General features: G+C 66.1%; 21 protein-coding genes and 1 other RNA gene. 15 read left to right on the top strand and 7 right to left on the bottom strand.

Annotation, left to right across the window (positions count from 1 at the left end; genetic code table 11):
- The 8 genes from Q4F04_RS03725 to Q4F04_RS03690 form a co-directional block, all read left to right on the top strand.
- The coding region (locus tag Q4F04_RS03725) for a SecD/SecF family protein translocase subunit (RefSeq protein ID WP_303368486.1) at window positions 1-461 on the top strand (461 nt) is incomplete at its 5' end.
- A 10-nt stretch (window positions 462-471) separates the two neighbouring features.
- A complete protein-coding gene (gene secF, locus Q4F04_RS03720) occupies window positions 472-1,467 on the top strand; it encodes a protein translocase subunit SecF (protein ID WP_303368485.1) in 996 nt (331 codons plus the stop codon).
- Window positions 1,467-1,820 carry an Mth938-like domain-containing protein gene (locus tag Q4F04_RS03715; protein WP_303368484.1) on the top strand — a complete coding sequence of 118 codons (354 nt, stop codon included), beginning with the start codon at window positions 1,467-1,469 and terminating at the stop codon, window positions 1,818-1,820. Before secF ends, Q4F04_RS03715 begins: the two co-directional genes overlap by 1 nt.
- Entirely contained in the window at window positions 1,820-2,452 is a 633-nt protein-coding gene (gene ccmA / locus Q4F04_RS03710; protein WP_303368483.1) for a heme ABC exporter ATP-binding protein CcmA, read from the top strand. The genes Q4F04_RS03715 and ccmA overlap by 1 nt, the downstream gene beginning before the upstream one ends.
- A 151-nt stretch (window positions 2,453-2,603) precedes the next feature.
- Window positions 2,604-3,260, top strand: coding sequence for a heme exporter protein CcmB (gene ccmB / locus Q4F04_RS03705; RefSeq protein ID WP_303368482.1), 657 nt, complete (start codon window positions 2,604-2,606; stop codon window positions 3,258-3,260).
- A gap of 42 nt (window positions 3,261-3,302) precedes the next feature.
- A complete protein-coding gene (locus tag Q4F04_RS03700) occupies window positions 3,303-4,028 on the top strand; it encodes a heme ABC transporter permease (protein ID WP_303368481.1) in 726 nt (241 codons plus the stop codon).
- A complete protein-coding gene (gene ccmD / locus Q4F04_RS03695; RefSeq protein ID WP_303368480.1) occupies window positions 4,025-4,171 on the top strand; it encodes a heme exporter protein CcmD in 147 nt (48 codons plus the stop codon). The genes Q4F04_RS03700 and ccmD overlap by 4 nt, the downstream gene beginning before the upstream one ends.
- Window positions 4,164-4,709: a DsbE family thiol:disulfide interchange protein gene (locus Q4F04_RS03690; RefSeq protein ID WP_303368479.1), complete on the top strand. Its 546-nt coding sequence runs from the start codon at window positions 4,164-4,166 to the stop codon at window positions 4,707-4,709. Before ccmD ends, Q4F04_RS03690 begins: the two co-directional genes overlap by 8 nt.
- A 54-nt stretch (window positions 4,710-4,763) precedes the next feature.
- Here the strand turns inward: Q4F04_RS03690 and Q4F04_RS03685 are convergent, their stop codons facing one another.
- Together Q4F04_RS03685 and acnA are read right to left on the bottom strand one after the other, a co-directional pair.
- Window positions 4,764-5,663: a calcium-binding protein gene (locus Q4F04_RS03685; protein WP_303368478.1), complete on the bottom strand. Its 900-nt coding sequence runs from the start codon at window positions 5,661-5,663 to the stop codon at window positions 4,764-4,766.
- A gap of 254 nt (window positions 5,664-5,917) precedes the next feature.
- Entirely contained in the window at window positions 5,918-8,701 is a 2,784-nt protein-coding gene (acnA, locus tag Q4F04_RS03680) for an aconitate hydratase AcnA (RefSeq protein ID WP_303368477.1), read from the bottom strand.
- A gap of 221 nt (window positions 8,702-8,922) precedes the next feature.
- On the opposite strand from acnA, the gene Q4F04_RS03675 reads away from it, so the two are divergent.
- The 4 genes from Q4F04_RS03675 to Q4F04_RS03660 all read left to right on the top strand — a co-directional run bounded on the left by Q4F04_RS03675 (window position 8,923) and on the right by Q4F04_RS03660 (window position 11,706).
- Window positions 8,923-9,810, top strand: a complete 888-nt coding sequence (locus tag Q4F04_RS03675) for a thioredoxin family protein (protein ID WP_303368476.1) — start codon at window positions 8,923-8,925, stop codon at window positions 9,808-9,810.
- 43 nt (window positions 9,811-9,853) lie between these two features.
- An RNA gene (gene rnpB / locus Q4F04_RS03670) (RNase P RNA component class A) lies at window positions 9,854-10,247 on the top strand.
- A 127-nt stretch (window positions 10,248-10,374) separates the two neighbouring features.
- Window positions 10,375-10,542 carry a 50S ribosomal protein L33 gene (rpmG, locus tag Q4F04_RS03665; RefSeq protein WP_011750518.1) on the top strand — a complete coding sequence of 56 codons (168 nt, stop codon included), beginning with the start codon at window positions 10,375-10,377 and terminating at the stop codon, window positions 10,540-10,542.
- Window positions 10,543-10,776: 234 nt separating this feature from the next.
- Entirely contained in the window at window positions 10,777-11,706 is a 930-nt protein-coding gene (locus Q4F04_RS03660; RefSeq protein ID WP_303368475.1) for an alpha/beta fold hydrolase, read from the top strand.
- Here Q4F04_RS03660 and Q4F04_RS03655 read toward each other — a convergent pair.
- Window positions 11,661-12,266 carry an inner membrane-spanning protein YciB gene (locus Q4F04_RS03655; RefSeq protein ID WP_303368474.1) on the bottom strand — a complete coding sequence of 202 codons (606 nt, stop codon included), beginning with the start codon at window positions 12,264-12,266 and terminating at the stop codon, window positions 11,661-11,663. The two genes, Q4F04_RS03660 and Q4F04_RS03655, sit on opposite strands and share 46 nt — an antisense overlap.
- A gap of 103 nt (window positions 12,267-12,369) precedes the next feature.
- Between Q4F04_RS03655 and Q4F04_RS03650 the strand changes: the two genes are divergently transcribed.
- Window positions 12,370-13,212 carry an SDR family oxidoreductase gene (locus tag Q4F04_RS03650; RefSeq protein ID WP_303368473.1) on the top strand — a complete coding sequence of 281 codons (843 nt, stop codon included), beginning with the start codon at window positions 12,370-12,372 and terminating at the stop codon, window positions 13,210-13,212.
- Here Q4F04_RS03650 and Q4F04_RS03645 read toward each other — a convergent pair.
- Together Q4F04_RS03645 and Q4F04_RS03640 are read right to left on the bottom strand one after the other, a co-directional pair.
- Window positions 13,209-15,602, bottom strand: coding sequence for an ATP-dependent helicase (locus tag Q4F04_RS03645; protein WP_303368472.1), 2,394 nt, complete (start codon window positions 15,600-15,602; stop codon window positions 13,209-13,211). The two genes, Q4F04_RS03650 and Q4F04_RS03645, sit on opposite strands and share 4 nt — an antisense overlap.
- A gap of 75 nt (window positions 15,603-15,677) precedes the next feature.
- Window positions 15,678-16,709, bottom strand: a complete 1,032-nt coding sequence (locus tag Q4F04_RS03640) for a TerC family protein (RefSeq protein WP_303368471.1) — start codon at window positions 16,707-16,709, stop codon at window positions 15,678-15,680.
- A gap of 155 nt (window positions 16,710-16,864) precedes the next feature.
- Between Q4F04_RS03640 and Q4F04_RS03635 the strand changes: the two genes are divergently transcribed.
- Together Q4F04_RS03635 and folE2 are read left to right on the top strand one after the other, a co-directional pair.
- On the top strand, window positions 16,865-18,031 hold the full coding sequence (locus Q4F04_RS03635) for a PLP-dependent transferase (RefSeq protein ID WP_303368470.1): 1,167 nt from the start codon (window positions 16,865-16,867) through the stop codon (window positions 18,029-18,031).
- A gap of 63 nt (window positions 18,032-18,094) precedes the next feature.
- The gene (gene folE2, locus Q4F04_RS03630) at window positions 18,095-19,057 is read left to right on the top strand and encodes a GTP cyclohydrolase FolE2 (protein ID WP_303368469.1); all 963 of its coding nucleotides are present in this window, start codon (window positions 18,095-18,097) and stop codon (window positions 19,055-19,057) included.
- 72 nt (window positions 19,058-19,129) lie between these two features.
- Here the strand turns inward: folE2 and Q4F04_RS03625 are convergent, their stop codons facing one another.
- Window positions 19,130-19,993, bottom strand: a complete 864-nt coding sequence (locus tag Q4F04_RS03625) for a hypothetical protein (protein WP_303368468.1) — start codon at window positions 19,991-19,993, stop codon at window positions 19,130-19,132.
- Window positions 19,994-20,285: 292 nt separating this feature from the next.
- Window positions 20,286-23,213 carry an isoleucine--tRNA ligase gene (ileS, locus tag Q4F04_RS03620; protein ID WP_303368467.1) on the bottom strand — a complete coding sequence of 976 codons (2,928 nt, stop codon included), beginning with the start codon at window positions 23,211-23,213 and terminating at the stop codon, window positions 20,286-20,288.
- Window positions 23,214-23,341 lie beyond the last annotated feature (128 nt).

Below are 23,341 nucleotides of genomic sequence, written 5' to 3'. Positions count from 1 at the left end.
TGCTGGTCGTGGCCTACATGGTGGCCAGCTACGGGCTGTTCGGGGTCTTCGCCTCGGTCGCGGTGATCGTCAACGTCATCCTGATCCTGGCGATCATGGGGGCGATAGGGGCCACGCTGACCCTGCCCGGCATCGCGGGGATCGTGCTGACGGTGGGCACGGCGGTGGACGCCAACGTCATCATCTACGAACGCATCCGCGAGGAGCTGCGGGCCGGCAAGCGGGTGATGAAGGCCATCGACGACGGCTTCAACGAGGCGATGAGCGCGATCATCGACGCCAACGTCACGACCTTCATCGCGGCGCTGGTGATGTTCTTCCTCGGCTCGGGACCGGTCAAGGGCTTTGCCGTGACGCTGGTCATCGGCATCATGACCTCGGTCTTCACCGCGATCTACCTGACGCGGCTGATGATCGTGATCTGGCTGGAACGCCGCCGCCCGACCGAACTGGTGCTGTAAGGGGATCATCATGGCCTTCCGTCTGAAACTCGTCCCCGACAACACGAAGATCGACTTCTTCCGCTGGCAGTGGCTGACCACCGGCATCTCCTTCGTCCTGATGGTGGCCTCGGTCGTCATCACCCTGACGATGGGGCTGAACTTCGGCATCGACTTCAAGGGCGGCACCACGATCCGGGCGGAAAGCTCTACCGCCTTCGAGGTCGGCGACTACCGCCAGGCGCTTGAGGCGCTGGAGCTTGGCGATGTCTCGATCACCGAGGTCTTTGACCCGACCTTCGGTCCCGACCGCCACGTGGCGCAGATCCGCATCGGCGCGACCGACGACACCGGCTCGGTCACGCCCGAGGAACTGAACCGGATCGAGGCCGCGCTGCAGGTGGTCGATCCGAACGTCAGCTTCGCGGCGGTGGAATCGGTCGGCCCCAAGGTCTCGGGCGAGCTGATCATGACCGCCATCTACGCGGTCAGCGCGGCGGCTGTCGGCATCCTGCTGTATATCTGGCTGCGGTTCGAATGGCAGTTCGCGGTGGGGGCGGTCACGGCGCTGATCCATGACGTGCTGATCACGGTCGGGATCTTCTCGCTGTTCCAGTTGCGCTTTGATCTCACGACCATCGCGGCGCTGCTGACGATCCTGGGCTATTCGGTCAACGACACGGTGGTGGTCTTCGACCGGCTGCGCGAGAACCTGATCAAGTTCAAGACAATGCCGCTGATCGACATCATGAACCTGACGGTCAACGAGACGCTGTCCCGCACCGTGATGACCGCCATGACCACGGCGCTGGCGCTGGCGCCGCTGCTGATCTGGGGCGGGGACGTGATCCGCAACTTCGTCTTCGCGATGTTCCTGGGCGTCTTCATCGGGGCCTATTCGACGGTCTACCTGGCGAAAAGCATCGTGCTGTGGCTGGGCGTGCGCCGCGACTGGGGCAAGCCCGAAAAGACCCCAAAGGCCGAGCGGGACGAACTGGCGGGCACCCCCTTCCAGGATGCGCCCTGATGGCGATGCGGGAAACCGACTATCCCGGCGGTATCCCGGTGGACGGCTACGGTCCCGGCTTCTTCCGCGTGGCAGGGCAGGTGCATCATGGCCCGGTGCTGCTTGCCGGTGAAGACCTGCGGCCATGGGGCGGGCTGGATGACATCGACGGGCTGACAGTCCTCGGCGGGTCGGTCGACGTGCTGTTCATCGGCATGGGCGCCGAGATCGCGCGCCTGCCTGCGTCCATGATGGCCGCGCTTGAAGACGCGGGGCTGATGGTCGAGACGATGTCCACCCCCAGCGCCGCCCGCAGCTACAACCTCACGCTGTCCGAGGGGCGGCGCGTCGCCTGCGCGCTGATCCCCGTCTGATGCCGCTGGTCGAGGCGAGAAACCTCGCCGTGTCCCGCGGCGGCCGCCGGGCCGTCGAGGGCGTCGGCTTCACGCTGGACCGGGGCGAGGCGCTGATCCTGCGCGGCCCCAACGGCATCGGCAAGACGACCCTGCTGCGGACCGTGGCGGGCCTGCAGCCCCCGACCGAGGGCGAGGTGATCGCCGATCCAGACGCCATCGCCTATGCCGCCCATGCCGACGGGCTGAAGGGCGCGCTGAGCGTGATCGAGAACCTGCGCTTCTGGCGCGAGGTCTTCGGCGGCCCTCCGGTTGAGCCCGCGCTTGCGGCGATGGACCTGGCAGGCCTGGCCGAACGCCCGGCGGCGATGCTGTCGGCGGGGCAGAAGCGGCGGCTGGGCCTTGCCCGCCTGCTGGTGACGGGGCGAGCAGTCTGGGTGCTGGACGAGCCGACCGTCTCGCTGGATACGGGTTCGGTCGCATTGTTCGCGCAGGTGGTCCGCGCGCATCTGGCGCAGGGCGGGGCGGCGCTGATGGCAACCCACATCGACCTCGGGCTGCCCGAGGCGCGGGTGCTGGACCTTGGCGCCTATCGCGCGACTGCAGGGGCGCCTTCTCGTGCCCCGGCAAGCTTCGACGAGGCGTTCGGATGAGCGGCCCTGTCCCTGCGTCACTGCCGGAGCAGGGGTTTTGCACCCCTGCCTCGGGCTTTGCCCTTGGCTTACTGAAAACGGTCCAGTGGACCGTTTTCCGGGCGTTCGCCAGCCCGCAGGACATTCATGAACCGTCCGAAGCGTGGGCGTTATGCTCGCCCTGCTGATCCGCGACCTGAGGCTCGCCACGCGCGCGGGCGGGGGCTTCGGCCTGGGGCTGGCGTTCTTTCTGATCGTCTGCACGCTGGTTCCCTTTGGCGTCGGGCCGGAAGGAGGCACGCTGGCGCGGATCGCGCCCGGCATCCTCTGGGTCGGAGCGCTGCTGGCCTGCCTGCTGTCGCTCGACCGCATCTTCGCGCTGGACTGGGAGGACGGGAGCCTCGACCTTATCGCCACCGCGCCCGTGCCGATGGAAGGGGCGGTGCTGGTCAAGGCGGCCGCCCACTGGATCACCACCGGCCTGCCGCTGGTCGTGGCCGCGCCGGTCTTCGGCATCCTGCTGCATCTGCCCGCGGGTGCGCAGGGCTGGCTGGTCGCGGCGCTGCTGCTGGGAACGCCGGCGCTGTCGATGCTGGGGGCCTTCGGCGCCGCGCTGACCGTGGGGCTGCGGCGGGGCGGGCTGCTGATGTCGCTGCTGGTGCTGCCGCTTTATGTCCCGACATTGATCTTCGGGGCCGAGGCGGTGCGACGCGGGGCCGCAGGCGGTGACGGGACGACACCTCTGGTGCTTCTGGCGGGCATCACCCTTCTTGTGCTGGCCACCATCCCCTTTGCCGCCGCCGGCGCGCTGCGGGTCAACCTGCGGTGAGGGGGCTTCACCCGGACGGGCCGGACGGCTAGAGGAAAGACCATGTCGATCTGGGAATATGCCAACCCCGTCAAGTTCATGCGGACCTCGGACGCGGTGCTGCCGTGGGTCGTCGGGGCCACGGCCATCTGCCTGCCCGTCGGCCTGATCTGGGGCTGGATGGTGCCCGAGGACTACAAGCAGGGCGCGACCGTCAAGATCATGTTCCTGCATGTGCCCGCGGCCATGATGGCGATCAACATCTGGATCATGATGCTGGTCGCCTCGCTGATCTGGCTGATCCGGCGCCACCATGTCAGTGCGCTTGCCGCCCGCGCCGCCGCCCCCATCGGCGCGGTGATGACCGTCGTGGCGCTGGTGACGGGCGCGGTCTGGGGCCAGCCGACCTGGGGGACATGGTGGGAATGGGACCCGAGGCTGACCTCGTTCCTGATCCTGTTCCTGTTCTACCTGGGCTACATGGCACTCTGGTCCGCGATCGAAAACCCCGACAACGCCGCCGATCTGACGGGGGTGCTGTGCCTTGTGGGGTCCGTCTTCGCGTTGCTGTCCCGCTATGCGGTGAACTTCTGGAACCAGGGGCTGCACCAGGGGGCGACCATCAGCGTGGCGCCGGGGGACCGGATCAGCTCGGTCTACAGCTATCCGCTGTATACCTGCATGGCCGGGTTCTTCCTGCTGTTCGTCACGCTGGTCCTGATCCGCACCCGCACCGAAATCCGCCGTCGCCGCACGGCGGCCCTGCTGGCAAGGGAGATGCGCGCATGATCGCCGAGCTTGGACGCCACGCCGTTCCGGTCCTGACCGCCTGGGGCATCTCGGCCCTGCTGATCGGGGGGCTGATCGCTCAGACGCTGGTCGCCGCCGCCCGCGCGCGGCGGGCGCTGGAGAAGGTGGAACGCCGTGGCTAGGATCTCTCCGCTGGTCGCCATCCCGCCGCTGGCCTTCGCGGGACTTGCCGCCATGTTCCTGTGGGGCATGGGGCGGGACAATCCGAACGAACTGCCATCGGCCTTCGTGGGACGGCAGGCGCCCGCGGTTTCCGCGACCACGCTGCCCGGCAAGACGCAACTGACCGACGCCGACCTGCGGACGGGCGAGGTGACGGTGGTCAACTTCTGGGCAAGCTGGTGCCCGCCCTGCCGGGCCGAGCATCCCACGCTGGAAGCCCTGACGGCCGAAGGGATCAAGGTCGTCGGTATCGACCTCAAGGACCCCGAGCCGGCCGCGCTGCGCTTTCTGTCGGAACATGGCGACCCCTTTGCGGCCATCGCCACTGATCCGCAGGGCCGCACGGCGATCGAGTGGGGCGTAACCGCCCCGCCCGAAACCTTCATCCTCGACGGCGAAGGCAACATCCTGCACCGCCACGCGGGGCCGCTGGTGCGCGAGGACTATACCCAGCGCTTCCGTCCCGAACTCGACAAGGCGCTGGCCGCCGGAAGCTGACCCGGCCTCGCCGCGGCGGCCCTGCGCCACGGCAGCGGCCCGTTCAGGCCCGGATCACCAGATGAAATCGTCGGACCCGAGGCTTGCCAACTGGGTCCACTCGATCTTCAGCGAATCCGTGCCGTCGCGGAAATAGACATGCCCGCCTTCCTGGGTCAGCTGCGCCCGGACATCGGCAAAGCTGTCCAGCCCGGCAAAGCTGCGCAGATCGATCCGGTCATCCTCGCTGTCGAAGTTGCGGATCGTGTCCTGCCCCGCGTTGAAGATGAACAGGTCATCGCCCTCGCCGCCGCGCAGCAGGTCGTTGCCGCCGCCGCCGTCCAGCGTGTCGCTGCCTTCGCCCGCCGCCAGGTCGTCATTTCCGCCGCCGCCGCGGATGCGGTCGTTGCCCTCTCCGCCGATGACGATGTCGTTGCCGGCCCCTGCGTCGATGGTGTCGTTGCCATCCAGCCCATAGATCCGGTCGCCGCCCGCGCCCGAGGAAATCCAGTCGTTGCCATCGCCCGCGTTGATGGTGTCGGAACCGGATGCCGACCAGATCGTGTCGTTACCGTCTCCGGCATTGATCAGGTTGTGCCCGAGGCCGCCGTGGATGTAGTCGTTGCCGTCGTCGGCGGTGATGGTGTCATTACCATCGCCGCCCCAGATCGAGTCCTCTCCATCGCCGCCGGTGAGGAGGTCGTTACCAGCGTCACCCCATAGGCGGTCGTCGTCGTCGCCGCCATTGATGGTGTCGTTGCCGGTGCCGCCCCAGATCGAGTCCTCGTCGTCGCCACCGTTGAGGAGATCGTTGCCGGCCTCACCCCAGATGCGGTCATCATCGTCGCCGCCTTGGATGGTGTCGTTCCCGGCGCGGCCATAAAGACGGTCGTTACCGTCGAACCCGCGGATCAGGTCGCCCAGCGGGGTGCCGTAAAGAGTGTTCGCCCTGTCGTTTCCGTTGATGATCGCCATGCCGATTCTCCTTGCCTGACCGGGTGTGGTCACGAAGACAACGTATCACGGAGGAAAATATTCCCGTGACGCCATTGCGGCCGGCGGGTGTTTGCTCACTGGCGACAGAGAGGTTCCTGACCCGGGGTGGGAAGAAGGCGTCCCGGTTTTCGCCTGCGGTATCCGCCGTGCATTCAGGACGCCGAAAAGGCCAAAAAAGAGGCCCCGGTTTCCCGGGGCCTCGATGATGTGTCCAGACAGGCTGCCTGACAGGCTCAGGACTTGGCGAGGTTCCGCAGGACGTAATGCAGAACACCGCCGTTCTTGAGATATTCGATCTCGACCTCGGTATCGACGCGGGCCTTGAGCTGCACGGTCTTCTCGGTCCCGTCCGCATAGCGGATCGTGGCGGGCACCAGCGCCAGCGGCTTGAAGTCGCCCGCCAGCCCGGTGATCGAGATTTCCTCGTCGCCCTTGAGGCCCAAGGTCTTGCGGTTGTCGCCGCCGGTGAACTCGAAGGGGATCACGCCCATGCCGACGAGGTTCGAGCGGTGGATGCGCTCGAAGCTTTCGGCGATGACACCCTTGACGCCCAGCAGGTTGGTGCCCTTGGCCGCCCAGTCGCGGCTGGAACCCGCGCCGTATTCGACGCCCCCCACCACGATCAGCGGAACGCCCCGGTCTTTCCATGCCATGGCGGCGTCGTAGATCGAGGTCTGCTGCCCGTCCGGCCCTTGGGTGTAGCCGCCCTCGACGCCGTCCAGCATCTCGTTCCTGATGCGGATGTTGGCGAAGGTGCCGCGCATCATGACCTCGTGGTTGCCGCGGCGCGAGCCGTAGCTGTTGAAGTCGGCGGGCGCGACCTGGCGCTCGATCAGGTATTTCCCGGCCGGGGTCGTCGGCTTGAACGACCCGGCGGGGCTGATGTGGTCGGTGGTGATCATGTCGCCCAGAACGGCCAGCACCCGCGCGCCCTCGATGTCCGAGATCACGCCGGGTTCCCGCAACATCCCCTGGAAGTAGGGCGGATTCTGGATGTAGGTCGAGGTCGGCGGCCAGTCATAGGTTTCGCTGTCCGTGGTCTCGACCGCCTGCCAGCGTTCGTCGCCCTTGAAGACATCGGCGTATTTCTTCTGGAACATTTCCCGCGTCACGACCTGATGCACGAGGTCGCTGACCTCCTGCGAGGTCGGCCAGATGTCCTTCAGATAGACCGGCTGTCCGTCCTTGCCCGTACCCAGCGGCTCGGTCGTGATGTCGATGTTCATGTCGCCCGCGATGGCATAGGCCACCACCAGCGGCGGGCTTGCCAGGTAGTTCGCCCGCACGTCCGGGCTGATCCGCCCTTCGAAGTTGCGGTTGCCCGACAGCACGGACACGGCCACCAGGTCGTTGTCGTTGATCGCCTTGGAAATCGCCGGCTCCAGCGGCCCCGAGTTGCCGATGCAGGTGGTGCAGCCGAAGCCCACGAGGTCGAAGCCCAGCGCGTCCAGGTCATCCTGCAGCCCCGCCGCGTTCAGATATTCGCTGACCACCTGCGATCCGGGCGCCAGCGAGGTCTTGACCCAGGGCTTGCGGTTCAGCCCCAGCGCCCGCGCCTTGCGGGCGACAAGCCCGGCACCGATCATCACGTAAGGGTTCGAGGTGTTGGTGCAGGAGGTGATCGCCGCGATCACGACAGACCCGTCATGCAGTGCGTAATCCTTGCCCTCGACCGCGGCACGCGCAACCGAGCCGTCGCGGTCACCGCCGGGGATCTCCTCGGGCTTCGGCATGGGCGCATTGCCCTCGGCCGTCATCTTGGCCTTCTGCTGGATCGGCGCGGTGGGCGCAGGGGGCAGGCTGCTGATGTAGTCCTTGAAGGTCTGGGCGGCGGCGTCCAGCGCGACGTGATCCTGCGGACGCTTCGGCCCCGAGATCGCCGGCACCACGTCGTCCAGGTCGAGATGCAGGGTCGAGGTGAAGACGGGCTCGAAGCCCTTTTCGCGCCACATGCCGTTGGCGCGGGCGTAGGCCTCGACCAGCGCGATGCGGTCCTCGTCGCGGCCGGTCTGGCGCAGGTAGCGCAGGGTCTCGTCGTCGATCGGGAAGAAGCCGCAGGTCGCGCCATATTCGGGCGCCATGTTGGCGATGGTCGCGCGGTCGGCCAGCGGCATGTTGTCCAGCCCCTCGCCGTAGAATTCGACGAACTTGCCGACGACCTTGTGGTCGCGCAGCATCTTGACGACCTTCAGCACAAGGTCGGTCGCGGTCACGCCCTCGCGCAGCGCGCCCGTGACCTTGAAGCCCACGACCTCGGGGATCAGCATGGAAATCGGCTGGCCCAGCATCGCGGCCTCGGCCTCGATACCGCCGACGCCCCAGCCCAGCACGGCAAGGCCGTTGACCATGGTGGTGTGGCTGTCGGTGCCCACCAGCGTGTCGGGATAGGCCACGGTCCTGCCGTCCTGATCGGTGTCGGTCCAGACCGTCTGAGCCAGATATTCCAGGTTCACCTGGTGGCAGATGCCGGTGCCGGGCGGCACCACCCGGAAGTTGTTGAACGCGCCCTGGCCCCATTTCAGGAACTGGTAGCGTTCCATGTTGCGCTCGTATTCAAGATCGACGTTGCGCTGGAAGGCGCGGGGGTTGCCGAACTCGTCCACCATGACTGAGTGGTCAATAACCAGATCGACCGGGTTCAGCGGGTTGATCTTCTGCGCATCGCCTCCCAGTGCCACGATCCCGTCGCGCATCGCGGCAAGGTCCACGACCGCCGGGACGCCGGTGAAGTCCTGCATCAGCACGCGTGCGGGGCGATAGGCGATCTCGCGGTCGGACTTGCCGCCGTTCTGCGCCCATTCGGCAAAGGCCTTGATGTCGTCCACGCTGACGGTGAAGCCGTCGTCCTCGAAGCGCAGCATGTTTTCCAGCACGACCTTGAGCGAGGCCGGCAGCTTCGAGAAATCGCCCAGTCCCGCCTCGGTCGCGGCGGGGATCGAATAATAGGCCACGGTCTTCCCGCCGACCGTCAGGTCGCGGCGGGTCTTGGCTGTGTCTGTTCCGGTGACGATGGGCATGGCAAGCTTCCTCAGGGACAAGGTGGCAGACGACGCCCGGATTGCCCCGACTCGTCCAGCGGTGCAAGCGTCTGGACGAGTCGCGGTGGGCGCAATTGATTGTATGCGACGGTATACATAATCGCCGGAACTTGCAAGCGGACTGCAATGCCAAGGCGCTAACGAAGCCTTGATTTGGCCTTGCCCGCCTTGCTGACCTACTTCGATCGGCAATGATGATGTTGCCGTTAACGTTTTCCTCGCGTCCCGTCCGGCTTGCGGCCGCATTCGGCCTTGCCCTTGCGGTGATGGCCGGTCCTGCCCCTGCCGAAGTCGCGCTGATCGAGGCGCCCGAGGGGGCCGGAACCCAGATCCCCGAGGGCGCCTTTTCGCTGGTGCCCGAGCGTCACGATCCCGCGCCGGGCGCGGCGCCGGATCAGGGACGAATCGGGCTGGTCGGCGATCCGCCGGTGGTGATCGAGCTGTTCACCTCGCAGGGCTGCTCGTCCTGCCCGCCGGCCGACGCGCTGGTCGCCTCGCTTGCCGAACAGCCGGGTATCCTGACGCTCAGCTGGCACGTCGACTACTGGGATTATCTCGGCTGGACGGATGAATTCGGCCGCCCCGAGCATACCGCCCGGCAGGAAGGCTATGCCGCCGTCGCCGGCGAGCGCGGGGTTTATACGCCGCAGATCATCGTGGACGGGCAGGACACGGTCCTGAGCCTGCATCGTGCGGCGCTGATGGCGCTGATCGACGAACACCACGCCCGTCCGCCGGTGGTCATGGTGACGGCGACCCAGGCGGGTGACGGGCATGTCATCGACCTGACCCCCCGCGCCCCGATCCCCGGAGGCGTCGAGGTGACGATGGTGCGCTACCTGCCGCATCGCACGGTGCTGGTGAAGGCGGGCGAAAATCGCGGACGCAGCATCGGCTACAGCAATATCGTGGTCGGGATCGAGCCGGTGACCCTGTGGCCCGCGCGCGAGCCGCTGCGGCTGACCGTGCGGGCGGGCGAGGACCCGAACGACGCCTATCCCGACGACACGCGGCACGCGATCCTTGTCCAGCAGGCCTTGGCGGGCGGGTTGCCCGGCCCGATCCTGGCAGCCGTCCAGTTGGATTGATGCGGCTTGACCCCTTGACCCGCGGCTTCTATCTGAGGCCCGCGCGGATGGCCGGATGACCGCGGGGGGTGCAAGCCGTCCGAGGAAAGTCCGGGCTCCATGCAGGCATGGTGCCGGGTAACGCCCGGCGGGGGCGACCCCAGGGAAAGCGCCACAGAGAACAGACCGCCCCTGCTTGCAGGGGCAAGGGTGAAACGGTGGGGTAAAGGCCCACCGCGGGACGGGCAACCGGACCGGCATGGCAAGCCCCACCAGGAGCAATGCCGAATAGGGATCGCGCGCGGGGGCAACCTCGCAGGGCCGCCTGCGCCCCAGCAGATCCGGGTTGGCAGCTAGAGCCCGCCGGCAACGGCGGGACCAGAGGAATGGTCATCCACGGGGCGCCCCTCTGCAAGGGCACCCCCGGACAGAACCCGGCTTACAGGCCATCCGCGCATGATTTCCATGGACTTTCACGCAGAATCCGGTTGACTCGGGGCGCGTTGGCCTTAAAAGGCGGGCTTCAGGAATTTCACGGGGTTATCGGACTGGCCTACGGCCCGCCCCGAAGCAGGAGCAGGACCAATGGCGAAGCCGACGACGATCAAGATCCGTCTGAACTCGACGGCAGGCACCGGGCATTTCTATGTCACCAAGAAGAACGCCCGGACCATGACCGAGAAGATGACGGTCAACAAATACGACCCCGTCGTGCGCAAGCACGTCGAATACAAGGAAGGCAAGATCAAGTAAGATCTTCCTTTCCGAACGCACAGAAGAACCGCGCCCGGCCGCTGCCGTGGCGCGGTTTTCCTTTTTCTGGCCGCAGACCAAGGCCTCGTGGAACTAGGGCCGCGCCCAACCCCCCTGAGCCGCAGGCAGGCTTGCCGCCGGTCTGATCCTTCCTTGTCACCGAACCTGCACCGGCGCGTCATCTTGCGGTCGCAGCGGCCAGGCATCACGGCCTCGCGGCAGGACGAGGCAGCCATGGCGTTGATCGCGCTGGATAGCGGAGCAGGGGCAGGACCCGACCTGTGGACCCGCGCAGCCAACCTGCCACCCGGCGCTCCGATCATCATCATGCTGCACGGCTATCGCTTCTCGCCCGAACGCGCCGAAACCTCGCCGCACAGGCACATCCTGTCGCTCGACCCCGATCCCCGGATACGGCGGGCGGTGTCATGGCCTGCGGCGCTGGGGTTCACGGCGGATGGCGACGAAGGGCTTGCCATCGCCCACGGCTGGCCCGCGCGCGGGCGATTCCGGCAGGCCCATGCCCGGGCCTCGCGGGTAGGGGCCGATCTTGCCGGGTTGATCGACCGGCTGGCGCTGGCAGCGCAGCGTCCGGTGGCGATGATCGGGCATTCTCTGGGGGCGAGAGTGGCGCTGTCGGCGCTGCGCCGGGCGACGCCGGGCGCGGTCGGGCGGGTCGTCCTGCTGAGCGCGGCCGAGTTGCGCCGCGATGCCGAGGCCGCCATCGCCAGTCCCGCCGGGATGCTGGCCGAGGTCATCAACGTCACCTCGCGCGAGAACGACCCCTATGATCTGGGGCTGGAACTGCTGCTCTCTGCCGGGCGCCACAGCGCGCTCGGCTTCGGGCTGGGCCGGCCGCGGGGGAACTGGCTGGACCTGCAGATCGACGATGACCACACGCTGGACGGGCTGCGGGCGCTGGGTTTCCCCATTGCGCGCGGAGCGAGCCGGGCCTGCCACTGGTCGCCCTATCTGCGGCGGGGGCTGTTCGACGTCTGGCGCGCGATCCTCTGCACCCCGGCGGAACTGCCGCTGGCCTCGCTGGCGCCCTGCCGCCCCGAACAGCCGTCGCGGCGCTGGTCGCGGCTTCTGGCGCTGCCCTTCGCCGCAGGGGCGCCTCAGCCGACGCCGGGACCGCTGTCCTTCGGGGCCGAAAGCGCATAGCGTCCGAAGACGCGGGCGTTCAGGACGAAGAACAGCATCGTCAGGACGATCAGCCCGACGGTCTTGAAGACGACCCAGACCGTGTCGCTCTGCGTCCGCCAGATCAGTTCGTTCAACGCCGCAAGGCCGAGGCAGAACCAGATGATCCGGTGGGTCAGGATACGCCAGCCCTCGGGCGACAGCGGGATCGCCTCGCCCAGCGCAAGGCCAAGCCAGTTCCGGCCCAACGCCGTACCGACGCCCAGCAGCGCGGCAAAGGTCAGGTAGATCAGCGTGGGCTTCATCTTGATGAAGCGGGGGTCGTTCAGCCAGACGGTCAGCCCGCCGAAGACCACGACCACGACCAGCGTGACAAGCTGCATCACCGACAGCTCGCCCGTGCGCGACCACAGCAAGGCATTGGCGGCGATGGTCAGCGGCACGAAGACCAGTGTGGCAAGGATCAGGCCGGGATATTCCTGCCCCCACAGCATCACCGTCCGGTCGCGGTAAAGCAAGAACACCGCCAGAAAGACGATCAGCGGTCCATAGTCGAGCGCGGCCTTGAGCTTGGGGGACATGGGCTGCCTTTCGCGGGTGAGGGACGGCAACCATTTAAGGGCTACCATCGTTCCGGATCAACCCGACCGCTCGGATTGCAAGCACAGGAACAAGGGAAAGACCATGACCGTCGCCGTCACCGGGGCCACCGGCCAGTTGGGCCGCCTGACTGTCGAGAAGCTGATAACGCTCATGCCCGCGGGGCAGATCGTCGCGCTGGTCCGCTCGCCCGGGAAGGCTGCCGACCTTGGGGTCGAGGCGCGTGTTTTCGACTATGACCGGCCCGAGACGCTGGCACCGGCGCTTGCCGGGGTGGACAAGCTTTTGTTGATCTCGTCCAGCGAGGTCGGCAAACGCGCGACCCAGCACCAGGCCGTGATCGACGCGGCGAAAGAGGCAGGGGTCAGCAAAATCGTCTACACCAGCCTTCTGCATGCCGGCCGCTCGCCCATGTCCTTGGCCGAGGAGCATCGGCAGACCGAGGACGCGCTTGCCCGCTCGGGCATTCCGCATACGCTCCTGCGGAATGGCTGGTATGCCGAGAACTACACCGGCAACCTGCAGGCGGCCATCGACAACGGCGCGCTGATCGGGGCGGCGGGGGGCGGCAGGATCTCGGCCGCCGCGCGGGCGGATTACGCCGAGGCCGCTGCCGTGGTGGTGGCGGGCGACGGCCACGCCGGCAAGACCTATGAGCTTGCAGCGGACACGGCCTGGACGCTGGAGGATCTGGCGGCCGAGGTTTCTGCGCAGACGGGCAAGCAGATCCCTTACCGCAACCTGTCCAAGTCCGATTACGCTCAAGCGCTTGCCGGCATGGGCCTGCCGCAAGAGATGGCGGCGGCGGTTGCGGGCTTCGACGCAGATGCGGCCAAAGGAGCCTTGTTCGAGGACGGCCGCCAGCTTTCGGCGCTGATCGGCCGCCCAACCACACCGCTTGCCGACGTGGTCCGCGCCGCCCTTTAGAACGGCACGTCGCCGTTCTCCTCGCCCGCAGGCTGGACGTAAGCGGCCTTGATGGTCTTGAAACCGGCCGGGAACTCGACCGTCAGGGTGTCCTCGGCGATGCCCATGACGCTGCCGGTGCCGAATTTCTGGTGGAACACCCGGTCGCCCACGGCAAAGCGCGCCGCCGGTTCCGCGTCGATCACGATGGGCGGACGATGCGAAGGGGCAGGGCGGACCGCTGCGCGATCCTGCATCCGCTTCCAGCCGGGCGAGTTGTAGACATCGGCGCGGCTGGCGCGGTCGTGCATGGCCGATTGGGCGAAGGGCTGTCCCGCCACCTGCGCCGCGGCCCCGAAGCCGCCGCCGTAAAGGCCGGGGGGCGTCAGGACCTCGACATGTTCCTCGGGCAGTTCGTCGATGAAGCGCGAGGGCAGCGATGACTGCCATTGCCCGTACATCCGGCGGTTGCCGGCAAAGGTGATCGTCGCAAGCTCCTCGGCGCGGGTCAGGCCGACATAGGCGAGGCGGCGTTCTTCCTCCAAGCCTTTCAGGCCGGATTCGTCCATGCTGCGCTGGCTGGGGAACAGCCCGTCCTCCCACCCCGGCAGAAAGACGATGGGATATTCCAGGCCCTTGGCGGCGTGGAGGGTCATGATCGAGACCTCCTCGGCCTGCTCGCCCTCGGCCGCGTCCATGACCAGCGCGACATGTTCCAGAAAGCCCTGAAGGTTGTCGAACTCCTCAAGCGCCTTGACGAGTTCCTTGAGGTTGTCCAGCCGCCCCGGCGCGTCGGGCGAACGGTCGTTCTGCCACATCGCCGTGTAGCCGGATTCGTCCAGGATGTGCTCGGCCAGTTCCACATGGTTCACGGTCGAATCCAGCGCGTCGGCGTGCCAGCGGCCCATGAACTGCGTGAACTGCCGCAGGTTGGCCGCGCCCTTGCCGGTCAGCGCGCCCGAGGCAACCACGGCGGCCGCCCCTTCCAGCAGCGACAGGCCTTCGGCTCGCGCCTCGCGCTGGATCGTCTGGATCGCCTTGTCGCCCAGGCCCCGCTTGGGGGTGTTCACGATCCGCTCGAAGGCGAGGTCGTCGGTGGGGCTCACGGCCAGCCGGAAATAGGCCATCGCATCGCGGATTTCCTGCCGTTCATAGAAGCGGGGGCCGCCGATCACGCGATAAGGCAGGCCGATGGTCATGAAGCGGTCCTCGAAGGCCCGCATCTGGTGCGAGGCGCGAACGAGGATGGCGATGTCGTTCAGGCTGCGCCGGCCGACGGAATGGCGATGGCCGCCGTGAAAGGCCTCGATCTCCTCACCGATCCAGCGGGCTTCGGCCTCGCTGTCCCAATGGCCGATCAGGCGGACCTTTTCGCCCTCGGTGTGCTCGGTCCACAGCGTCTTGCCCAGCCGCCCCTTGTTCGCGGCGATCAGCCCCGATGCGGCGGCGAGGATATGCGGGGTGGAACGGTAGTTCTGTTCCAGCCGGATCACCTGCGCGCCGGGGAAGTCCGCCTCGAAGCGCAGGATGTTGCCGACCTCGGCCCCGCGCCAGCCATAGATCGACTGGTCGTCGTCGCCCACGCAGCAGATGTTGCGATGCGCCTGCGCCAGCAGCCGCAGCCACAGGTATTGGGCGACGTTGGTGTCCTGATATTCGTCCACGAGGATATAGCGGAAGCGGTCCTGCCACTGCGCCAGCACATCCGGGTGCGCCTGGAAGATCATCACGCAATGCAGCAGCAGGTCGCCGAAATCGACCGCGTTCAGTTCCAGCAGCCGCCGCTGATACTGGGCGTAAAGCGCCACGCCCTTGCCGTCATAGGCGTGCGATTCGCCTTCCGGCACGCGCGAGGGCGTCAGGGCCCGGTTCTTCCAGTCGTCGATCAGCCCGGCCAGCATCCGCGCGGGCCAGCGCTTGTCGTCGATATTCTCGGCCGCGATCAACTGCTTGAGCAACCGGATCTGGTCGTCGGTGTCCAGAATCGTGAAGCTGGACTTCAGATGGACCTGCCCGTCGCCCACCAGTTCCGCATGGCGGCGCAGGATCTTGACGCTGACCGAGTGGAAGGTGCCGAGCCACGGCATCCCCTCGACCGTCTCGCCCATCAGGCGGGCCACGCGATCCTTCATCTCGCGTGCGGCCTTGTTGGTGAAGGTGACGGCGAGGATGCGGCCGGGCGTGGCGCGGCCCTGCGTCAGCAGATGCGCGATTCGCGTGGTCAGCGCACGGGTCTTGCCGGTGCCCGCGCCCGCCAGCAGCAGCACCGGGCCGTCCAGCGTTTCCACCGCCAGCCGCTGCGCCGGGTTCAGGCCGTCCAGATAGGGCGCGGCGCGTCCCGTCATCGCCCTTTGGGACAGTGACGGGCGGGCGGCGGCTTCGAAGGCGTCGTGATCGTCGAACTGGCTCATGGGCTGCAACATAGAGAACGCGGGCCTTTCTGCAAAGCCCGCGTTCCCATTCCGTTCACGTTTGCGGCGGTTCGATCAGCGCGACTGACCCACGGCCTTCTCGGCCAGCCGCTCGGCCGCCTCGTCCTTCTTCAGCGCCGCGTCATGGCCCGGTGCGGTCTTGACCAGCGAGACGATGACGCCCGCCGCAAGGATCAGGAAGGTCACGGACAGCGAAATCATCGGCGGCACCTTCTCGATCCCGATCGCCTCGGCCACCAGAACCTTGCCGCCGATGAAGATCAGCAGGGCGGCCAGCGCCGGCTTGAGATAGGCGAAGCGGTGCAGGATCGCAGCCAGCGCGAAATACAGCGCCCGCAGGCCCAGGATGGCGAAGATGTTCGAGGTATAGACCAGGTAAGGGTCGGTGGTGATGGCGAAGATCGCGGGCACCGAATCGACGGCGAAGACCAGGTCGGCGAACTCGATCACCACCAGCGCCAGGAACAAGGGCGTGACGAAGGTCCGCATCCTGCCGGACCGCCCCGGCTGGCGGACGAAGAACCTGTCGCCCACGAAGCCGTCGGTCACGCGCAGGTTCCGCTGCATCCAGTTCAGCACGCGGTTCTGCGACAGGTCGCTTTCATCCTCGTGCCCTGAACGCAGCATCTTGATGCCGGTGACGACCAGGAAGACGGCGAAGACCAGCAGAACCCATTCATAGCGCTGCACCAGCGCCGCGCCGAATCCGATCATGATGGCGCGCAGAACGATCACGCCCAAGATGCCCCAGAACAGCACGCGATGCTGCAGGTGCCGGGGCACGGCGAAGAAGCCGAAGATCGTGGCGATCACGAAGACGTTGTCCATCGCCAGCGACTTTTCCACGACAAAGCCGGTCCAGTATTCCAGCGCGGACTGCTGGCCCAGTTGCGCCCAGACGAAGCCGCCGAAGGCGAGGCCGATGGCGATGTAGAATGCGGACATCAGCAGCGACTTGCGCACGCCGATTTCCTGCTGCCCGCGGTTCAGGACACCGAGGTCCAGCACCAGCAGGAACAGCACGATGGCAAGGAAGATGGCCCACATCCATACGGGTTGGCCAAGAAAAAGGGAGGTCAGCTCCATGTCGTCCTCTGCAGTATGTTGCGTGATGTGACCGACATCACGATCCGCAGAGATCGCCAGAGGGGCCCGGTCAAGGTCCCCACAACCTAGGGACGGCCGCAAGGCCGTCAAGGGGGACGTTGCGCTTTTTTGCCGCGGAGAGTAATCGCCCTCGCATGGCCGATCGCAAGCTTCATCCCCGCACCCGTTCCGTTCACCACGGCATCCGCCGCAGCCAGTATGGCGAGATGGCCGAGGCGCTGTTCCTGACCCAAGGCTTCGCCTACGACAGCGCCGAGCAGGCCGAAGCGCGGTTCCAGAAGGTCGGCCCGGACGAATTCATCTATGCCCGCTACGGCAACCCCACCAGCCGGATGTTCGAGGACCGCATCGCCTCGCTGGAGGGGACCGAGGACGCATTCGCCACCGCATCCGGCATGGCGGCGGTGAATGGCGCGCTGATGGGAATGGTGGCGCCGGGGGACCGCGTGGTGTCTTCACGCCAGTTGTTCGGTTCCTGCCTTTACGTCTTGGATGTGCTTAAGAAATTCGGCGTGGACGTGGTGCTGGTGGACGGCACCGACCTTGACCAATGGCGCGCAGCCGTGACACCCGGCACCAAGGCCTGCTTCTTCGAGACGGTCTCGAACCCGACGCTGGAAGTCATGGATATTGCTGGCACCGCCGAAATCGCCCATGCGGCGGGCGCTCTGGTGATTGCCGACAATGTCTTTGCCACCCCGGTCTTTTCCCGCGCGGTGGAACAGGGCGCGGATGTCGTCGTCTATTCCACGACCAAGCATGTCGATGGTGGCGGCCGGGCGCTGGGTGGCATCATCTGCGGCACCCGCCAGTTCGTGCGCGAGGTGGCCGAGCCTTACCTCAAGCACACCGGCGGCGCGATCAGCCCCTTCAATGCTTGGATCATGCTGAACGGGCTGACAACCATGGATCTGCGCGTACGCGCCATGGCCGACAGTGCGCTGCTGGTGGCGCAGGCGCTTGAGGGAGAGGGACTGCCCACGATCTATCCGGGCCTGCCGTCGCATCCGCAGCATGACCTCGCGATGCGGCAGATGGGGTCCGGGGGCACGATGATCGCCTTCGATCTCGGCTCGCAGGACAGGGCCTTTGCGATGCTGAACCGGCTGGAACTGGTGTCGATCTCGAACAACCTGGGCGATGCCAAGTCCATTGCCACCCACCCGGCGACCACCACCCACCAGCGGCTGGGCGATGCCAGCCGCGCCACCCTGGGCATCGGGCCGGGGCTGGTCCGGCTGTCAGTGGGGCTGGAACATCCCGACGATCTGATCTCCGACTTGTTGGGGGCCTTGGCTTAAGCCTCTGGCCTTTCGGGCGCGGTTCCCCATATTCGGGCCAACGCTTAGCCTCTGGACGCGCCCATGACCCGCAACAAGCCGTTCGTTCCCGTTTATCCCGCGCTCAGCCGGACTTATCCGGCCGACTTCAAGGTGGACGAGCAGTATCGGGCCGGCCTGCCGGACCTGCAGAACGGCCCGGCCAGCCTGATCGTCGGCGCCCGCAAGGTCATCCAGCACGTCGGCATTTCCCATTTCCGCCTGCCGATCCGCTATCGCCGCCGCGACGGGGGCGAGATCATGCTGGAAACCAGCGTGACCGGCACCGTCAGCCTGGACGCCGACCGCAAGGGCATCAACATGAGTCGCATCATGCGGTCCTTCTATGCCCATGCCGAAAAGCAGTTCTCGCTGGGGGTGCTGGCGGCGGCCGTCAGCGACTACAAGGATCACCTCGACGCCTTCGACGCCCGGCTGCAGATGCGGCTGTCCTACCCGATGCGGGTCGATTCGCTGCGCTCGGGCCTTAGCGGCTGGCAGTATTACGACATCGCGATGGAGCTGATCGACCAGGGGGGCCAACGCCTGAAGGTCATGCATTTCGATTATGTCTATTCCTCGACCTGCCCCTGTTCGCTGGAACTGTCCGAACACGCCCGCGAATCGCGCAGCCAGCTTGCGACGCCCCATTCCCAACGCTCGATTGCCCGTATCTCGGCAGTAATGGAGGGCGAGGACAAGCTGTGGTTCGAGGACATGGTGGCGCTGTGCCGTCGTGCGGTCGCCACGGAAACTCAGGTGATGGTCAAGCGCGAGGACGAGCAGGCATTCGCGGAACTGAACGCCGCGAACCCGATCTTCGTCGAGGACGCCGTCCGCGCCTTTGCGCATGAACTTGAGCTTGAACCCCGCGTCGGCGACTTCCGCGTGATCGCGAGCCACCAGGAATCGCTGCATTCCCACGACGCCGTCAGCCTGCTGACCGAGGGGCCGACCTTCGCGCAGGTCAGCTTGGACCCGACGACCTTCGTGGGGCTTCGGGCCTAGGTCGAGTCTGGTCGGACAGAAACCGCGCGCTTCACTGTACTGAACAGGGCGTGACCTGAAGAATGACGTTGTTCAAACAAGCTGCCTGAAGCGAGGCGGCAGAACCTGCAAGGCTTCCGCCTCTCGAAACGGAAATGTCCGCAGCTTGCCCATATTTGTGTCTTTCATGCTGGCCCGCCGCACGATCGGACGGACCACATGGGACATGTCGGGTGCGCGATCATCGTTATTAGCAACCGGATACGCAATATGGCGCTTGAGATACTCTTTCGCGGCGTCTTCCGAGGTGCGCCAGCGACGGCGATCCGTAGTGTTGATTTTCAGATTGGTAAAGGTCGTCCGGCGTCGCTTGGTTGCACGCTGCATGAAAAGACCCTCGTCCATGAAGCGCAGGTGAAGGTTGAAGAGTCCCGCCTTGAAATGCACATTTTCATAGCTGGAAAAATGACCCCCGCGCCCCCATGATACAGGCTGCTTTATGATGCAGGGCTTGCAGTAGAAATTTGTCGCGCGCACAAGGCTCCGCTGTTCCAGCACGTTTCCTGACAGATCCAGAAGATTGGGTTCCCGATCTGTACGATGGATGAGTTCAATGCCATAAGGGGTGGTCACAGGGTCCGGCAGGTCGATCAAGGTCTGAACGATATCTTCATTGACGTCGGGATCAACGAGCAGGATCTCATCCACGTCAGTATAGACGACCGTCGAATGCATGTGGGAAAGTCCGCTTGCCAGGCCACTGAGCATGTGCCAGCGATCTTCTTCCATATTCTTATAGGGCTCAGGACGGTGCAGAGGAATTCGCGTAGCGCCCTGCACGAGATCCATCATCTCTTCTCGCGCGCCATGAACAAGAACGTACAAGGACTTGGCGGGCAGCCTCGCTGTCCAGTATCGAAGCCATATCTTCAGGAACTCGGCATCGTCGTAAACCATTGTGCAGACCGCGAGAGACATCCGGCTTGAACCTCTGTTGCAACTCTGGGTGCGCTTTAATGACCTATTTATAACCCTATGATTGAATTTTGCGCAAGCCGACAACTCGGGTTCGGAAGCTGCTGTCAGCATATTACAAACCCGCGGTACAATCTTGTGACGCTCGCGCGGACCCTGTCTTCAGCCTGCGCATAGCGCTTATCTATAGCATTCCAAGAACAATGGAGGGCTGAGGATCGTCTCGGGCGGCTTCAGGGTACGTGATCTGCACGTACCCTGACGGGATGACTGCTCAGGCCGCCGCCGCGTCCAGCACCTCATCGCAGCGGGCGCAGGTCGCAGGGTGGTCGTGGCTTCCGACATCCGGCAGGATCTTCCAGCAGCGCTGGCATTTCTCGCCCTCGGCTTCCTCGAAGACGACGCCGATGCCGGGGACTTCGGGCAAACGGAAGGCCTCGGCCGGGGCGGAATCCGCCGTCAACTGGATCGCGCTGGTGATGCAAACATCGTCGAAATCGACTGACCGCAGGGACTTGAGCAGCGCGGCGTCCTCGACATGGACCACGGGCGCGGCTTCAAGGCTCGCGCCGATGGTCTTGTCGGCGCGCTTCACCTCCAGCGCCGCCGTCACCACGCGGCGGGCGCGGCGGATGGCGTCCCACTTGGCGGCCAGCGCCTCGTTGCGCCAGCCGGCGGGCGTCTCGGGGAAGTCGTGCAGGTGAACGCTGTCACCTTCGGACGGAAAGCGGGACAGCCACACGTCCTCGGTCGTGAAGGGCAGCATGGGGGCCAGCCACAGCGTCAGGCGGTGGAACAGCGCGTCCATCACCGTGCGGACCGCGCGGCGGCGGGGGCTGTCCGGCGCGTCGCAGTAAAGCGCATCCTTGCGGATGTCGAACCAGAAGGCCGACAGGTCCACGGTGGCGAAGTCGAACAGCGCGCGGAACACGCCCTGGAAGTCATAAGCCGTGTAGCCCTCGCGCACGCGGGCGTCGAGTTCGGCCAGCCGGTGCAGAACCCAGCGTTCCAGTTCCGGCATCTCGGCGGGGGCGATCCGCTCGGCTTCGGAAAACCCGGACAGCGCGCCCAGCATGAAGCGCATGGTGTTGCGCAAGCGGCGATAGGCATCGGCGGTGCCTTTCAGGATTTCCTTTCCGATCCGCAGGTCGGCGGTATAGTCCGATTGCGCCACCCACAGGCGCAGGATGTCGGCGCCGTATTGCTCGATCACCTGTTGCGGGGCGATGGTGTTGCCCAGCGACTTGGACATCTTCATGCCCTTTTCGTCGAGCGTGAAGCCGTGGGTCAGTACCCCGCGATAGGGCGCGCGCCCCCTGGTCGCGCAGGCCTGCAGCAGAGAGGACTGGAACCAGCCGCGATGCTGGTCGGTGCCTTCCAGATAGAGGTCGGCGATGCCGTCGGGCGCACCATCCGCGCGGTCGCGCAGCACGAAGGCATGGGTCGAGCCGGAATCGAACCAGACGTCCAGAACATCCGTGACCTGGTCGTAGTCGTCCGGGTTCACGATCCCCGATAGTATACGGTCTTTGAAACCCTCGCGATACCAGACGTCTGCGCCGTCCTTTTCGAAGGCTTCGAGGATGCGGGCGTTCACCGTCTCGTCCCGCAGCAGGAAATCCGCGTCATCCGGCTTGGCCCCACGCCTGGTGAAGCAGGTCAGCGGCACGCCCCAGGCGCGCTGGCGCGACAGCACCCAGTCGGGGCGGTTCTCGACCATGGAAAAGATGCGGTTGCGTCCCGAGGGCGGCGTCCATTTCACCAGCCGGTCGATCGATTCCAGCGCCCGGGCGCGGATCGTGTCGCCATGCTCGCCCATGCCGTCGGCTAGCGGCTTGTCGATGGCCGCGAACCACTGCGGCGTGTTGCGGTAGATCACCGGCGCCTTGGACCGCCAGCTATGCGGATAGGAGTGCTTCAGCTTGCCCTTGGCAAACAGCGCCCCCTGTCCGGCCAGCGCCTTGATGTTGCCGACATTGGCAGGGCCTTCCTTGCCCTCGGACGTCAGGATCGCCTGCCCGCCGAAGACCGGCAGGTCGGCGCGGTAGCTGCCGTCCGGCATGACGTTGTAGGTCATCGGCAGGCCATATTTCAGGCCCATCTGATAGTCGTCCTCGCCATGGCTGGGCGCGGTGTGGACGAAGCCGGTGCCGGCGTCCTCGGTCACATGCTCGCCGGGCAGCAGGGGCACGTCATAGTCCCATTCGCCCAGCCCCCCCTCGATCCCGCGATAGGGATGGGCAAGGACCAGCGAAGCCAGTTCCTCGGCCGGGACGTCGCGCAGGCGCTGCCAGTTCTCGGGCTCCAGCTTGGCCGCCTTGAAGACCTCGGGCGCAAGCCTGTCGGCCAGCAGGTAGGCGCCGGCCTTCTCTCCGTTCACCTGATACAGCCCGTAGGCGATCTCCGGCCCGAAGGCGACCGCGCGGTTCTGCGGGATGGTCCAGGGGGTCGTCGTCCAGATCACCACATGGGCGTCCAGCAGGTCCGTCCTCATGCAGCCATCCAGCGGCGCGAAGTCCCGCTGCGAGGCGACCGGGAAGGCCACCCAGACCTGGTGGCTGGTATGGTCGTGATACTCGACCTCGGCCTCGGCCAGCGCGGTCTGTTCGACCGGCGACCACATCACGGGCTTCGACCCCTGGTAGAGCGAGCCGTTCATCAGAAGCTTCATGAACTCGCCCGCGATCACCGCCTCGGCGTGATAGTCCATGGTCAGGTAGGGGTCGTCCCACTTGCCGGTGATGCCGAGGCGCTTGAACTCCTCGCGCTGGATGTCCACCCAGCCTTCGGCGAAATGGCGGCATTCCTGGCGGAACTCGACCACGTCCACGGCGTCCTTGTCGCGGCCCTGCTTTCGGTATTCCTCCTCGATCTTCCACTCGATCGGCAGGCCGTGGCAGTCCCAGCCGGGGACATAGCGGGAATCCCGCCCCATCATCTGCTGCGACCGCACGATGAAATCCTTGAGCACCTTGTTCAGCGCGTGCCCGATATGCAGGTGCCCGTTCGCATAGGGAGGGCCGTCGTGCAGCACGAAGGGCTTGCGGTCCCCTGCCTCGGCCCGCAGGCGGTCATAGACGCCTAGGCGTTCCCAGCGGGCCAGCCATTCGGGCTCGCGCTGGGGCAGGCCTGCGCGCATGGGGAACCCGGTCTCGGGCAGGAAGACGGTGTCGCGGTAGTCGGGGGTCTGGTCGGCGCTCATGGGCGGAAATCCTTGGGGCAGGGCGGTCGGGCAGGCGTCATCCCGGCGGCGCGAAACCTCACACCGCCGGGCCGCTAATTCGGGATATCCACGCCGCTGAAAGCATGGGGCGCGTTATAGGAACGGTG

The organism is Paracoccus sp. (in: a-proteobacteria), assembly GCF_030536915.1.
In the GTDB taxonomy this organism is placed as follows: domain Bacteria; phylum Pseudomonadota; class Alphaproteobacteria; order Rhodobacterales; family Rhodobacteraceae; genus Paracoccus.
The sequence above is the reverse complement of the archived record's forward strand: the minus strand, read 5'-3'. Positions and strand labels throughout refer to the sequence as shown.

Excerpts from the sequence above, each read along its gene's own strand:
- Q4F04_RS03635 (WP_303368470.1), top strand. The coding sequence starts at position 16,865 with ATGGCCGATCGCAAGCTTCATCCCCGCACCCGTTCCGTTCACCACGGC.
- ccmD (WP_303368480.1), top strand. The coding sequence starts at position 4,025 with ATGATCGCCGAGCTTGGACGCCACGCCGTTCCGGTCCTGACCGCCTGG.
- Q4F04_RS03655 (WP_303368474.1), bottom strand. The coding sequence starts at position 12,266 with ATGTCCCCCAAGCTCAAGGCCGCGCTCGACTATGGACCGCTGATCGTC.
- ileS (WP_303368467.1), bottom strand. The coding sequence starts at position 23,213 with ATGAGCGCCGACCAGACCCCCGACTACCGCGACACCGTCTTCCTGCCC.
- secF (WP_303368485.1), top strand. The coding sequence starts at position 472 with ATGGCCTTCCGTCTGAAACTCGTCCCCGACAACACGAAGATCGACTTC.
- Q4F04_RS03625 (WP_303368468.1), bottom strand. The coding sequence starts at position 19,993 with ATGGTTTACGACGATGCCGAGTTCCTGAAGATATGGCTTCGATACTGG.
- Q4F04_RS03715 (WP_303368484.1), top strand. The coding sequence starts at position 1,467 with ATGGCGATGCGGGAAACCGACTATCCCGGCGGTATCCCGGTGGACGGC.
- Q4F04_RS03640 (WP_303368471.1), bottom strand. The coding sequence starts at position 16,709 with ATGGAGCTGACCTCCCTTTTTCTTGGCCAACCCGTATGGATGTGGGCC.
- Q4F04_RS03685 (WP_303368478.1), bottom strand. The coding sequence starts at position 5,663 with ATGGCGATCATCAACGGAAACGACAGGGCGAACACTCTTTACGGCACC.
- Q4F04_RS03660 (WP_303368475.1), top strand. The coding sequence starts at position 10,777 with ATGGCGTTGATCGCGCTGGATAGCGGAGCAGGGGCAGGACCCGACCTG.
- Q4F04_RS03700 (WP_303368481.1), top strand. The coding sequence starts at position 3,303 with ATGTCGATCTGGGAATATGCCAACCCCGTCAAGTTCATGCGGACCTCG.
- Q4F04_RS03645 (WP_303368472.1), bottom strand. The coding sequence starts at position 15,602 with ATGAGCCAGTTCGACGATCACGACGCCTTCGAAGCCGCCGCCCGCCCG.
- ccmA (WP_303368483.1), top strand. The coding sequence starts at position 1,820 with ATGCCGCTGGTCGAGGCGAGAAACCTCGCCGTGTCCCGCGGCGGCCGC.
- rpmG (WP_011750518.1), top strand. The coding sequence starts at position 10,375 with ATGGCGAAGCCGACGACGATCAAGATCCGTCTGAACTCGACGGCAGGC.
- acnA (WP_303368477.1), bottom strand. The coding sequence starts at position 8,701 with ATGCCCATCGTCACCGGAACAGACACAGCCAAGACCCGCCGCGACCTG.
- Q4F04_RS03650 (WP_303368473.1), top strand. The coding sequence starts at position 12,370 with ATGACCGTCGCCGTCACCGGGGCCACCGGCCAGTTGGGCCGCCTGACT.
- ccmB (WP_303368482.1), top strand. The coding sequence starts at position 2,604 with ATGCTCGCCCTGCTGATCCGCGACCTGAGGCTCGCCACGCGCGCGGGC.
- folE2 (WP_303368469.1), top strand. The coding sequence starts at position 18,095 with ATGACCCGCAACAAGCCGTTCGTTCCCGTTTATCCCGCGCTCAGCCGG.